The organism is Psychrobacter sp. Ps4, from assembly GCF_022129285.1.
Lineage (GTDB): Bacteria > Pseudomonadota > Gammaproteobacteria > Pseudomonadales > Moraxellaceae > Psychrobacter > Psychrobacter immobilis_A.
On the sequence record NZ_JADQAK010000036.1, the window covers coordinates 1 to 14,485 of the forward strand.

The following is a 14,485-nucleotide window of genomic DNA, read 5'->3' on the forward strand; positions in this document are numbered from 1 at the left end:
TACATATACAATACGATCTGGATTTTGCACACTGCTTAATATTGATATAGCGTCTACGCCCGTAGAATAATTATCAACTTCAGCTATAGCACTGGCAGATAAGCTACTAATACCCAAAAGTATACAACTATATAGTTTTCTAATTTTCATAATATCCCCATATAAACATTTGCGTTACAATATATTTTTTAATAATTAAATATTTTTGTTATAATACTTACACTCTCATATCAAATAACGTATTTAAACCGTCGTTTTTTAACTATTTACTCCAGAGAATAAATCCTTTCTTATCTCTATATAACTGATTAGACCCTCCCTAACTCTTCATGACGTTATCCAATATTAAAAATAATATCTCCTCTCTGCTCAGAATTTGTAATTCGATATTACTTTTTTACTATTGAGATCTTATTTGTTTTTCATACTCTAATGAGTAATAAGTTAATAATATAATTAGAACAAAGGTAGTTAGTGTATAGGTTGGAGTGAGGGCTGCTATAACCAAGATTTAAATGAATAACATGAGTAGACATGACAGTCCGAACTATCATTGATGCAAAAAATAGCGAGATAATACAAGTATTGAGTAAGCTTGACATATAATCACCTCACAGCACATGATAATGCTTCACATTACAGTAACGGATGAGCTTATTCTATCTAATATTTGTCGTGATTATGTCAGGTTTTATCATACCTTATTGGTATTCCTGCCTAAACTGATGAAGGACTCCCATTACTAGAGTGCACCGCAATGTATCACTCTAGTCGTTGGGATAACTACTATCACGTAATGAAAATAAAGCAGCAATACAAATGAAACACACCTTGCAAGATAATTTCAAAACGCAGAAATGCAAAAAGCCGCTGAGCATAAACTCAGCGGCTTTTCTAAATATGGCGGAGAGATAGGGATTTGAACCCTAGATACGCTACAAACGTATGCCGGTTTTCAAGACCGGTGCTTTCAACCACTCAGCCATCTCTCCGTTTTGTTCTTCTCGTAAGAAGTTATGGCGGTGAAGGAGGGATTCGAACCCTCGATACGTTGCCGTATACACACTTTCCAGGCGTGCTCCTTCAGCCACTCGGACACCTCACCACATTGTTGCCATCACAGTTTTACCGTGACAACGGGGACGTAATTTAAAGATTTAGTGCCATGGGGTCAAGGCTTTTTCTTTTATTTTCTTTTAGTTGCAGAGGATTAGATCAATTCGCTTTAATCTTACCCTCCCCGTATGCAGTAACCTATTAACGGTGCGCAAAAATAGTGCTAATTCCTTAACAAATCTATGATTTAACGTTAATCTAACAAGTCAGGTAGAGAATAAGAAAAGGTAGCTTTATGCTTGGTAGACGACTGTTTGTCTTAGTTTGTTTGATGTTCACAATATTAGTGACTGCCCCTGCGCACGCTAATGAGAATGAACAAACATTAAATGACAAAATTGAGTACCTCAATAAGCAGCCACAAACTCCCGAGACCATAAAAGAGCTCGATATCTACCTACAAGCGCAAAACCAAGTCGCTAAAGCAAAAGAGTTTAATCGTCTTACCAAGCAGTATGACGACCTGATAGATACCTTTCCCAAACAAGTTGCAGCACTACAAAATAAAATTGATGCTTTCTCTACTAGTGAATTTCCTGAATTTAATCAATGGGACAAAGAACAGCTGACCCTCGAAATTGCAGAACAAGATAATCTTTTACTGCAACTCGAAAGCTCACGTAACGCCCATAAAAATATCTTATTAGAAATCGAACGAGGTATTGATAACTTTACGGCTCAGTCAGATCGCCTGCGTCGCCAACTAAAATCAACCGAATTAGATCTGCAACAAGCTCGCCGTATTAACGATACGAATGCCCTACTTTTACTTCAAATCAACGAGCAGTATCTCAACAGCTACTTAAATATGCTGGAAGCAGAACAGCTTAGTTCAGGTAATCGCCGTACTTTAGCCAAGCTCCAAGTTCAATACGACAATCAAGAAATTGAAGCGCGCCAAGCGTACCGAAACAATCTTCAAAGTACCTTAAATCGTGTATTGCGAATGGCCAGTAGCGACAACCAAGAGACAGGGACAGAGCTTGAAGAATCCATGAGTGATCAGCCCTTGGTCATTCAACAGTTACTTCAAGCTAATCAGCGCCTTTCAGGGGAGCTAAATAACCTCAACTACCAAAACGAACAAACGCAGCAACAAGCGGTCACCGCCAATAAACAAATTAGCGAAGTAACCAAAACCGCAGACGATCTAAATGCGATGACCGACCTGCTAAAACTGAGCCCAGCGTTTAGTGAAAGCATGCGTAACCGAATTAAAGGGCTACCAAGCAATCCCCCTATTGAAGCGTTAGATAACAGTATTGGTCGCAATCAGCTGAAAAAATACGAATATCAACAACAAGTGGATTCTTTATCTCAACGTCAAAAGCACATTACCAGTTCAGGACTTACCCCAGAACAGCAAGTGATGGCAAAAGAGCTTAGTGATGCAAACATCGGTTTATACAACGACTTAATTGCTGCTTCAGAATCCCTTATCTATCAGCAGGCCGTACTAAAGGTCGCTTATGATAAGTTGAATACCAAACTGACCGACCTAAAAAATCTCGCGGCTAAACGTCTATTTTGGGCACCAGATACAAACCCTCTCAGTGTTAATTTACTCATTGATACATGGGAAAAGCTAAAGTGGTTCTTTTCACCATCTCAGTGGATCAATTTACTCAAAGCGCCAATGGTCATAAACCACTTCATTTTACTGACTATCATCGTTGTAAGTGGATTGCTGATCAGCGGCCAGATTTGGGCTCGTAAACGTTGGAAGAAGTACTTAGAAAAGACCAGCGCCAAGATTGGCCGAGTGACTATGGACAAGTTCCGTTACAGTTATATTAATGTCTTCGTCGCCTTCTGCTTCGCGTGGGTCATACCTCTGGTGATCACCCTATTTGGCTATGGATTACAAGAAGCATGGCAATATCCATTTGTCCATCATCTTGGTCAAGCCATTGTCTACCCTATGGCATTAGTCGTCTTTTTCTTTATTAGAGAATTGGTACGAAAAAATGGCCTTTTCATCAGTCATTTTGGCTGGGATGACTTTGTCGTAAACCCAACGTTTGCCCATTATCGTCGCTTATTGTGGATTTACATTCCCATGATGGTGATTCAAAACTTTGCACTCAATTACAGTGATATCGAAGTCAATGGCACTCTGGGGCGACTGGCATTTATTATCAGTAACTGTGCTTTAAGTTATTTCCACTATCGTATGTGGCAACAAAAACTACCAATGACCTATGGTGATGTTCCTGAAGGCAAAGCTCATTTAGGTCATCATCTGTTTTGGTGGACGTTAATCTTAGTCCCACAAATTCTAAACTATAGCGCACTAAACGGTTACTTAGGTTCCTCTCAAGCCATTATGCTGCGCATGGAACAATCGGCTGTACTTGGCGTTGTAACCATGCTGATTTATTACTTATGTAAACGCTTAATGTTGATCCAAAAACGCCGTCTTGCTTTTGAACGAGCGAAAGCCAAGCGTCAAGAGATCATTGCGCAGCGTCAGGCAGAAGTACAAGGTGATAAAGAAGAAAACTTCAGTACCAGCGAAATCAATATTGAGATTGAAGAGCCTGAAATTGACTTAGATAAAATCAGCGCGCAATCGCTGCGTTTACTGCGCTCGTTACTGCTACTGATTTATCTGGCAATGATGGCGTGGTTACTTTCAGATCTCTATCTGGCCACCAGCTCGCTACAAAACGTTACGCTGTGGGATGTAACCAGTAAGATTAATGGTATTGATCAGCTGAGTGCGATTACCTTAAACAGTGTGCTACTCGCGGTACTAACATTTGGTTTAACCACCATTTTAGCGCGAGATTTACCCGCAGCGATGGAACTGTTGATCTTACAACACTTGGATTTACGCCCAGGAACCGGTTATGCCATCACCTCCCTAACCCGTTATTTTGCGATATTTATCGGTATCATTGTTGGCTCTGGTCTGATTGGTTTTGACTGGAGCAAAATGCAATGGCTTGTCGCGGCTCTCGGTGTGGGTATCGGTTTTGGTATGCAGGAGATTTTCGCTAACTTTATTTCTGGCCTTATTATCTTATTTGAAAAGCCAATTCGAATTGGAGATACCGTTACTATTCGTGATCTCACTGGCATGGTGACAAAAATTCAGACCCGAGCCACCACCATTGTCGATTGGGATCGTAAAGAAGTGATCATGCCTAACAAAGCTTTTGTTACCGAGCAATTTGTTAACTGGTCGCTCAGTGATTCTATTACCCGCGTCAAACTCTTTATCAATGTTGAGTATGTCGCTGACCCTGAATTGGTCACTCAATTACTGTTTGATGCCGCCCATGAATGCCGCTTGGTTCTAGATGATCCAGCCCCTGAAGTCTTTTTCTTAGGGCTCGATGCCAACTGTCAACGTTTTGAAGTTCGTGCTTACGCTGCAGAAACCGGACACCGCTTAAGCTTGACCCATGACTTACACTGCCGCATTAAGAATAAGTTTATGGATCACAACATTATGATTGCTCACCCACAACTGGAAGTGACCATGAAAAAACAAGAACTGCATCCAATGCGAAAGAGTTTCCGCTCACGTAAGGCTTAAACAAAAAGGCTTGAAGCTGATAATTCACTTCAAGCCTTTATTTTTAACGAGTTTCTTATTACAGCTTTACCACAAAATACGATTGTAGCTATTCAGTAATAGGCAGAACCTGCTTCACGTATTGACCTGGCGCGCTATCGATTACTGGATAGTTTTCAGATCCTGGCGAATAAGGCTCGACTTGCTCTTGACGATTATGCTGCGATAGCCACTGATCCCAGTGAGTCCACCAAGACCCTTCTGCATATTCGGCATTGGTTAACCACTCATCGGCAGAATCATCTAGATTATCGTTGGTCCAATAACCGTATTTGTTCTTATTAGGTGGATTAACAATACCCGCAACATGACCAGATGCACCAAGAACAAAGGTTTTATTCCCCCCTGTTAGCAGAGCACCACGATAAGTCCCTTGCCACAGCGCAATATGATCTTCTTTGGTTGAGATAAAGTAGCTTGGAATTTTGATCTTATTCAGATCCATCCATACCCCATCAATCTTCACCCCTTTATCTTGGATTAATTTGTTCTCCAGATAAAAATCTCGTAAGAGGAAATTATGACAAGGTCCCGCCACATTGGTACTGTCGCTGTTCCAATATAAAAGGTCAAAATCAACCGGACTCTTACCTTTTAAATAGTTATCGACATAGTAGTTCCAATAAAGGCTATTCTCGCGCAACATACTAAAGGTCACACTTAAACTGCGACCATCCATATATCCCTTAACCTTGTTTTGCTGCTCTATGGCTGACACCACGGTATCATTAACAAAAGCACCTATTTCACCCGGTTGAGAAAAATCTAAAATGGTCGTGAAAAATGACGCTGATTTAATGCGTTTTTTCATTCGTTTAGCGGCATAATAAGCCACGGTACAAGCCAGCAAAGTGCCACCGATACAGTAACCTGCGGCGTTAACCTGCTGTTGTCCTGTGATATCTTCAATTGCACTAACGGCTTTAACCACCCCATCGGTAATGTAGTCACCAAACTCGGTATCCGCTTGAGCTTTACCGGGATTTCGCCACGACATCATAAAGACCGAATGACCTTGCTCTAACAGCCAACGAACCATGGAGTTCTTTGCGGTTAAATCAAGGATATAGTACTTATTAATAAAAGGCGGAACGATCAACAACGGGGTCGCATGAACTTTCTCTGTTAAAGGTCGATATTGAATTAACTCAAACAGATCATTTCGATACACCACATCCCCTTCGGTTGTTGCAATATCATCACCGATGCGAAATGCATTATTGTTGGTCATACGGACTTTTAAAATATCAGCACTCGATTCAATGTCCTCTTTAAACTTCTCCAGTCCTGCAATGAGGTTTTCACCATTTTGCTCAAGGGTCATCTTAAGCAATTCAGGATTGGTTGCGATAAAGTTTGATGGAGAAAGTGCATTAATGGCCTGACGAGAGAAAAAGCTAATACGTTCTTTTGTCTTTTCATCAACCCCTTCAATAGAATCAATCGTGTCTTGATAGGTTTTACTAAATAGCAAATATGACTGTTTAATAAAGTTATAAAGAAGTTCGTTTTGCCACGCTTCATTGGCGAAACGTTTATCTCCAAGCTCAGCTTCAACCACAGATTTAGATGGATCACTGAGCACCAGATTCTGCCAAATTTGCAGTTGCTGCTCCCACCAATGAGTCTGAACCTTTAACATTGCTGCTGGTTGATTTGCAGCTTGTTCGAAGAATTTTGCGGTATCTTCAAAATTCACTTCTTGCATTGCTTTATTAAGAGGGGAATTTACGGCTGCCTTGTTGGCTTCAAAATCGTGCCACCACTGTTGATTGGTCTCTTGGAGCTTCACAAGGTAGTCCGAGAAGAAGTTTTGGTACATGGGAAAAACTCCTGTAATCGGAAAGCGCCACCGGTCACTGGCGGCGCTGATAAGAGCTATTAAGCTGGAGTCACCGTTTTTAGATTCTCGGATGAGAGCTTTTCCAAATCTTCTTTAAACTCTTTAGCAATAGATTGAAGCTTGTTGCTGTCTTCTACCATTTGCTGGGATAATTTTGTCAAAACCGCCATTTGCTGACTGTTATAAGCTGCAAGAGATGTCACATCACGGATCTCACCTACCGATTTCATTTGCTCAATACCCATCTCACTGTAGGTACGTATTGCGTTTAATTGAAGTTCAGTGAGTACCTCAACATTCTTAGTCATAAGCTTGTTGAATTTCACATAAGGTTGAAGTGTTTTTTCAGTTTGATCAGTAAACGTCTTAAAAAAATCACTGTACATTTGCTATCTCCTTGTAAAGGACAGTTAATTATTAAATAAAAGAATTACATTGCTTTGATGACAATTGCGGTTCCCATACCACCACCAACACAGAGCGATGCCACTCCATATCGGCCGCGTTGTTTTTTCAATTCATGAGTCAAGGTGACCAAAATTCGATTACCCGATGCCCCTAATGGATGACCGAGTGCTATTGCCCCGCCATTTAGGTTAGCTTTGGCAATAATATCGTTCGCTTCCACCTGATGTTTTTCAGCTAACTGATACACCACACCAAGAGCTTGAGCGGCAAAGGCTTCATTGAGCTCAAATACGGCGATATCCGATAAATTCAATTCGGCTTGTGCCAAAGCTTTGGTCACCGCTTCAACAGGTCCTAACCCCATAATTTCTGGCTCAAGTCCAGACTGGGCATATCCGACAATTTCAGCGAGTGGAATAAGGTCATATGCTTTTAACGCAGATTCAGAAGCGAGAATAACGGCACTGGCGCCATCATTAATTCCAGATGCGTTACCTGCGGTGACTGACCCTTCACGATCAAAAGCAGGACGTAAACTGGCGAGCGCATCTAAAGACGCATTGGCTTTTGGATATTCATCGGTTGAAAAGGTGATCGTTCCTTTACGTTGTTGAATCTCAAGAGGAACAATCTCATCTTCAAATTTACCCATTTCAATTGCGGCTACAGCTTTTTGCTGACTGGCAAGGGCAAATTCATCTTGTTCTTGACGGGAGATATCTAACCGCTTAGCAATATTTTCTGCGGTAACTCCCATATGGCACTGGTTATAAACATCGGTTAAGCCATCAGCAATCAAGAGATCGGTTAAAGTGAGATTTCCCATCTTTTGACCATCACGCACTTTGCTTGGCACAATAAACGGGATCTGGGACATAATTTCGACCCCAGCGGCAACCACCACCTTTACATCACCACTACGAATATGAGCAACGCCATCCATGACCGTCTTCATTCCGCTGCCGCACACCATATTAAGGCTATAAGCAGGCACTGTAGCCGGAATTCCAGCCCACAATGAAGCTTGGCGACCAACCCCCATCCCTTGGCCAGCACCAACCACATTACCAACAATCACTTCATCGACTTGAGCGCCATTGATATTTGCCGCATCTAATGCACCTTTAATCACTTCTGCAGCAATTTTCCCTGCCGCTTGATCTTTTAATGTGCCGCCAAATGCGCCAATCGCCGAACGTTTTGCTGCAACAATAAATACTCTTTCCATGATGATTTTCCCTTTATTGCATGTATAAGCCGCCGTTAACAGACAGTGTTTCCCCTGTAATGTATGCGCCTGCATCACTGGCAAGGAAACTGACTGATTTGGCGATTTCTTCTGGTTCGGCAAGACGTTTCATAGGAATTTCACCTTTGATCGCATCTAAAATTTCTGGTTTGATTTTTTGGACCATTGGCGTTGCAGTATAACCAGGGGCTACGACGTTTACGGTCACACCACTGCGCGCACCTTCTGCTGCCAGAGCCTTAGAAAAACCGATCATGCCTGCTTTTGCTGCTGAATAATTTGCCTGTCCAAATTGACCTTTTAAGGCATTAACGGAAGAGATATTAATTACTCGTCCATTCCCCTTTTCACACATAGCGGCAAAGAGTGGATGAGTAACATTAAATAAGCTGTTTAGGTTGGCATTGATGACGTCATACCAAGCCTCTGCCGACATCTTTTTAAATACAGAATCACGGGTAATTCCGGCATTATTGACTAAAACATCGATGGTACCTTCTTCTTCCAGCAATGCAGTTAAACGCTCTTGGCACTGCTGAGTATTCGTCACATCCAATTCGAGTAAACGCACTTGTTGCTCAGTAAAACCGCACTCCTTGAACCACTTTAAGGCACATTCATGCTTACCCGTAAAATAGGTTGCAATCACACGATAACCATCGTTAACAAGTTGACATGAAATTGCAGAACCAATACCGCCTTTTGCACCTGTGATCAAAGCCAATTTACTCATTTAAGACTCCATTCTTTAATAACAACCAGACCAAACAACCGTTGGCCTTCTGCATTTGACTGTTATTTAACCTAATGCATACACATTACATTGCAATGACTGTATTAAACTATTTTCATAATATTGATCCTTATCTCAATACACTCATCGGATGTGAACAAGATAAACATTATGAAATGGTATGTATGTATCGAATAAAAATGCCTAGAACGTCATATATTTGACTATGATATTTCTTGATTAGGTAGATAGTTCTAAAAAAGAAAAGGCCAGATCGCGATGATCTGGCCTTATGAATTCAAAAATAGTTGAATAGAAAAAGCTGGGAAAATTAAGCTTGTTGCTGTGCGTAACCGGTAACTTTAAACCAACGGCGACACATATCTAAAAACTGTCCATAAGCGATGCCTAAGACCCCAGAAACCAACGCATTACTTGCAACCGCAGTGATAATCTGATTCATATCGGCCCCTACCACCAGCAATATCAATGCATAAACTGGGGACTGAAACAGCACATAAGCAACCATATCTGATGCGCCTTTCATCCATTTACGCTCAGATAAACGGTGGCCTTGACGAATAACATAATCACGAAAGACACCATAAGGCCAAGCGATAGCAATATTCACCGGAATCGATAAGGTTCGAGAAGCCAACGATTGCTGAAATGTCATACCTGAGATAAATATTTCAATTGCCATACCAGCAACAAAACTGAACACAACCATGGCAAACATATCAACTGCCGCACTCTTAAAATTAAATTGCCCTTTAACAGCCATAGACAACACCTCAAACAACTAGCAAATAAGCCCAATAAATAGAATAAATAAAGCGATTATCACCAGCCATTAACTAACTTGGCAGTTGATTGTCGTATTAGAACAGCTTTTTTATAAAATATCACACCAAAGATTTAACTCAGTTGTGAATTAATCGCTACTTTCAGATTAAAAACCAGTTACTTTCGCTACCATTTTAAAAAAATACAGTAATAACAATATGATAAACAACATATTACCAATAAAAAAACGGGCAGAGACACGCTCTACCCGATTCAATTTTGTGATTTTTAGCACGTTGTCTGATTTATGCTTAACTAGCCATAATAATTTGCTGTTTTATACCTGTTTGACCCGGAATTTTGATGGTTAATGCGATAATTAATGACACCACTAGCAAAGCAAACATTAAGTAGAATGTCGCAATAAAGCCACCAAAGACAGACGCAACAATTGAGCCGACAAAACTACCAATACCGAAGCCTAAATAAATTAAACCATAGTTTTTTGCGAGATTATTAAGACCGAAAAAGTCACTAACTAATGATGGGAATACCGTAATCGTACCACCAAAGCTAAAGGCTATACACGCAACCGCCACATAGAAAGAGAGCATAGATTGGTGAGCAAATAGAAGTGAGCAAACACCAACAAGACATACCGCTAAAGCAATCGCAATGACTTTAGTACGAGCAATACGATCAGATAAGATACCCAAGACTAAACGACCACTTAAGTTAGCAACGGCAATAATAGCAACCGCAGATGCCGCCGTTGTGACAGATAAGTGTACATAGTCTTGACCGATATCCTTTGCAACACCAATAACATATAAGCCACTCATACAAACAGTTAAGAATACTAGGGCTAGCAACCAAAATTGAGAACACTTCATCGCTTCAGCCAAGGTATAATCACGCTGCTCTGCACTATTGTTAGCACTTACTTGCTGTTTAGGTGCATCTGTCATCATCAGACCACCAATAATCACCATAACCATAGCAATTGCGCCCCACACATCGAAAGTCATATCAAGACCCATGTGAGTGAGTAAGTACATATTGATGTATTTAAAGCCAAGACTACCTAGACCGTAGGCACCAATTGCACAGGCAGAGGCCAATCCTTTACGTTCGGGAAAAAACTTCACACAATTAGAGAGGGTTAATAGGTAGCCAGTACCATCAGCAAAACCAACCAGTAATCCTGCAAAAACATACAGCAAAATCAGGTTGGAAGCGTGTGCAGTTAGCAATAAGCTTGCACCCAGTAATAAGCCTGCGCCAATTGTGACTTTACGAACACCAAAACGTTCTTGTAATTTGCCGGATAGAGAAGATGCAACAGCAAGTGCCAAACTCAAGATACCAAATGAGAACGCAACGCGGTTAACAGGTTCTGATAACTTATCTGCTAATGGTGAATTAAACAGACTCCAAGTATAGACCGAACCCAAAGCAAACTGGGTAATTATGGTGCCAATCAAAGTAAAGATACGGCTCTGTTTGGTGATCGCACTTGCCATAATAAGCATCTCCAACATCAATAAAAATCAAGCGATTAACTCGCTGCTCTAAAGATGAGATTAAGCTTATTTATGGCTGTCGCAAGAGGTTGAAATCAATAAAACCTGAGCTGCATTGGGGTTGGAATGAAATGCAAAATAGCCGCATGAAATACAGAGTTTGCGCGAGATCAAAGTTCAAAATCGCGCATATTTTAAACAAAACCAGAAGTAGCCTTCTGCATTAGTCACTATAAAATGGGTTATCAGTTACAAGTTCATTAGCTGACGAAACGTTTTAATATTACTACGACTGACCGGGATCTCCCCTTCTACATCACGTAATTTCAGTAGATAAGTGCTGTTTACCCACGGGATGATTTCGCAGATTTTACTGGTATTAACAATATAAGAGCGGTGACTGCGATAAAATTGATCTTGGGGCAAACGGGTCATTAAGTCACTAATAGTATATGGCACAATATAAAGGCCCGATGCAGTACAAACCTCAGTTATTTTCTCTTTGGCTACCGCATAATATATATCTTTAATGGGTGTGACATAAATGCGGTTATCACGGGTTAAATTTAATGATGTTGTGACTTTTTCATTGGCAACAGGGATGTCGTTGTTTATCGATTCCAGTTTCTGCAACAAGCCTTTGACCCGAGTTTCACTAATAGGCTTAAGCAAATAATCAAACGCTTCGAGTTCAAATGCATCTACTGCATATTCTTTATAAGCTGTAGTAAACACGATATGGGGCTTATGTTGAAATTGATGAATATTACGCGCCAATAACATGCCATCAATAGAGGGTATATTAATATCTAAAAAGACGATATCGACCTTATGGCTTTGTAAATATTTAAAGGCTTCAAGACCATCATCAAAGCTGGCTACCACATCGATTTGACTGTGGGTGGAAATCAGATACTGCAACTCTTCACGAGCTAGGTACTCATCTTCAACAATTAATGCTTTTAACATTGTTCTTTCCCTTCTCGCTTAATGAATAATAAAAGACATTTTGGTGCCATGCTTATCAGAGACAATCTCTAATCCTTCACCATATAACAGTAGCAATCGCTGGTGGACATTCTGCAAACCAATGCGGTGACTCTCCATGTTACCGTTACGCAATTTGGTGATAACCTCAGGTTTAATACCTACCCCGGTATCTTCTATGGTGACCTGAACTTCATCGGTAAGTAAGCGCTTAACCAGAATAGACACTTGCCCGGGTTTGGCTGACGGCTGAATCCCATGCAAAATGGCATTTTCCACTAACGGTTGTAGAAGCAGTGCCGGAATTTTATTGTGAACATCATCAATATCAAAATTCACACTCAGTTTATTACCAAAACGAGCTTGTTCTATCGCTACATAGTCTTTCACTTGTTGCAGCTCTTCTTGAATATCGATCAATTCATCGGTGTGATCTAGGTTGTAGCGTAAAAAATCGGCTAAGTTAGCAATCAATTCACGAGCTTGATCTGGACGAATCCGCACTAAAGTAGAAATGGCATTAAGCGCATTAAACAGAAAATGAGGGTTTATCTTACTTTGTAAGGCTGAAAATTCCGCTTTGCTCGCCATAGTTCGCAGTTGATCAATGCGGGAAACTTCCATTTGCGTCGAGATCAATTGTGATAGGCCGATAGCCATTTCTCGTAATGACGGTTTAACTTGATTCGACAGGCGATAAAAGATTTTCAGCGTCCCGGTTACTTCCCCATTTTCACACAGAGGTATAATCAATAAAGAGTGAAAATCGTGAATATTGAGATTGTTACTGATAATTTGCTGACCTGTCGTCACGGCTTGCTGGGTCATGGTACTGATCTTATGATAGGCATCTAAGTAATTTTCTTCCCCTATTCCGACGTACGCGAGAACATCTTGCGTATCGGTAATAGAGACCGCATCAGCCTCTGTTTCATGGCGAATGATATTACATACTGCCATCAAGGATTCACGATTGCTTTTACGAAAATACGGTAAGGTTTTATTGGCAATATCAAGTGCCAGTTTGGCTTGTCTTGCAGCAACCAGGTCTTTCTCTTCATCAAGATCTTGCACCAGCTTAATGATAAGACCAATACATAAGGTCCCGGTAATCATTGGAAAGCTAATGTGTGACACTATGGTATAGGCTTGGGAGTCATTATTAGATAACACCACAATTAAGGTCATGGTTAACGCTTCACACACCATACCCGCTAAAATGCCTAACTTTGCATAATGTTTAGGGGCACACTTTTTATGTATCCATGTTGCTAATAGGCCTGCGATAACACTCGTGATTAAACATGCTACCGAAGTTGGACCATCAATATCGATCAAATAGCGGTGAATACCTGCAATAATGCCCGCTGGAATGCCAATCCAAGGGCCAAAAATAATTCCACCAGAGATAACTGCAATAATACGGACGTTAACCAAAGAGCCATCAACTTTGACTCCAGTATAAGTACTGAAGACCGCAAAAAGGATAAACAACAAAGAGATCATTGCCGTTTCTATTGGTCGACGATGCTTTTTCTTAACAATATCTTGGAATAGTGGTGTTCGAGTGAGAAGAAAAAGAGCCATGAGCATTAAGGCGGCACGCTCAAACACCGCCAATAGCATCATTAGTTGTTCACTGTACACGTTATTCCCTCACTTACATTGAATATTTAGTGAGGGAATTGTACTAAAGTGAAAAATAATTTGTAGGATGATTTATTGAGAAGTTCAAACCTGTTACTTACAAATCTAACTGCTGCCATTCAGTGAGATCGTTAATACATTGAGTCCAATAAAAATACACGGTTAACAAGCTACTCAATAATAAGCTTGGAATTAAACTGTAAAGTGCCGCACTTGCCACAGGGACGAATAAGATATTGAGCACGAAAAAGAGCGGCCAGTACATAACCCCAAAAATCGCTAGATTGCTTAATGGGTGGCGATAATAACTCGGAGGTAGATAGATGCCAACTCGGCGAAATAAGCGATCAACAATAGGATCATAATTGGTGATTCTGACACCTTGTAGTTGACGAAATGCGGCGTTGAGTCTTTGCTGATAGTGTGCGTCCATAACTTCATTCCTTGAAGAGATCATTGTTATCTATTCCCGCGCCAATGATGACAACGGCAACGGATTTATAAGCAAATTATTGCACAATGAGAAATGGATTCTATTAGCTATCTCGCAAAAACGCAAAAAGCCGCTGAGCATAAACTCAGCGGCTTTTCTAAATATGGCGGAGAGATA

At 40.7% G+C, this 14,485-nt stretch carries 10 protein-coding genes and 2 tRNA genes; 1 reads left to right on the top strand and 11 read right to left on the bottom strand.

Annotation, left to right across the window (positions count from 1 at the left end; genetic code table 11):
- Window positions 1–901 precede the first annotated feature (901 nt).
- Window positions 902–992, bottom strand: a tRNA-Ser gene (locus I3252_RS14030).
- Window positions 993–1,017: 25 nt separating this feature from the next.
- A tRNA-Ser gene (locus I3252_RS14035) sits at window positions 1,018–1,105 on the bottom strand.
- A 246-nt stretch (window positions 1,106–1,351) separates the two neighbouring features.
- On the opposite strand from I3252_RS14035, the gene mscM reads away from it, so the two are divergent.
- Window positions 1,352–4,660, top strand: a complete 3,309-nt coding sequence (gene mscM, locus I3252_RS14040; protein WP_238035658.1) for a miniconductance mechanosensitive channel MscM — start codon at window positions 1,352–1,354, stop codon at window positions 4,658–4,660.
- Window positions 4,661–4,748: 88 nt separating this feature from the next.
- Here mscM and I3252_RS14045 read toward each other — a convergent pair whose 3' ends face one another.
- The 9 genes from I3252_RS14045 to I3252_RS14085 form a co-directional block, all read right to left on the bottom strand.
- The gene (locus tag I3252_RS14045; protein ID WP_065170287.1) at window positions 4,749–6,521 is read right to left on the bottom strand and encodes a class I poly(R)-hydroxyalkanoic acid synthase; all 1,773 of its coding nucleotides are present in this window, start codon (window positions 6,519–6,521) and stop codon (window positions 4,749–4,751) included.
- Between the two features lie 59 nt (window positions 6,522–6,580).
- Window positions 6,581–6,928 carry a phasin family protein gene (locus tag I3252_RS14050; RefSeq protein WP_036764108.1) on the bottom strand — a complete coding sequence of 116 codons (348 nt, stop codon included), beginning with the start codon at window positions 6,926–6,928 and terminating at the stop codon, window positions 6,581–6,583.
- Window positions 6,929–6,972: 44 nt separating this feature from the next.
- Entirely contained in the window at window positions 6,973–8,178 is a 1,206-nt protein-coding gene (locus I3252_RS14055) for an acetyl-CoA C-acetyltransferase (RefSeq protein WP_238035659.1), read from the bottom strand.
- 13 nt (window positions 8,179–8,191) lie between these two features.
- Entirely contained in the window at window positions 8,192–8,932 is a 741-nt protein-coding gene (locus I3252_RS14060) for an SDR family oxidoreductase (RefSeq protein ID WP_005300068.1), read from the bottom strand.
- A 331-nt stretch (window positions 8,933–9,263) separates the two neighbouring features.
- Window positions 9,264–9,716 (bottom strand): L-alanine exporter AlaE, encoded by a 453-nt coding sequence (locus I3252_RS14065; RefSeq protein WP_036764111.1) that lies wholly within the window; start codon window positions 9,714–9,716, stop codon window positions 9,264–9,266.
- A gap of 313 nt (window positions 9,717–10,029) precedes the next feature.
- Window positions 10,030–11,241 (bottom strand): OFA family MFS transporter, encoded by a 1,212-nt coding sequence (locus I3252_RS14070; protein ID WP_005300070.1) that lies wholly within the window; start codon window positions 11,239–11,241, stop codon window positions 10,030–10,032.
- A gap of 249 nt (window positions 11,242–11,490) precedes the next feature.
- A complete protein-coding gene (locus I3252_RS14075) occupies window positions 11,491–12,210 on the bottom strand; it encodes a LytTR family DNA-binding domain-containing protein (RefSeq protein WP_005300072.1) in 720 nt (239 codons plus the stop codon).
- Window positions 12,211–12,228: 18 nt separating this feature from the next.
- Window positions 12,229–13,857, bottom strand: coding sequence for a LytS/YhcK type 5TM receptor domain-containing protein (locus I3252_RS14080; protein WP_238035660.1), 1,629 nt, complete (start codon window positions 13,855–13,857; stop codon window positions 12,229–12,231).
- A gap of 115 nt (window positions 13,858–13,972) precedes the next feature.
- A complete protein-coding gene (locus tag I3252_RS14085) occupies window positions 13,973–14,308 on the bottom strand; it encodes a DUF6404 family protein (protein WP_065170285.1) in 336 nt (111 codons plus the stop codon).
- Window positions 14,309–14,485: the final 177 nt, after the last annotated feature.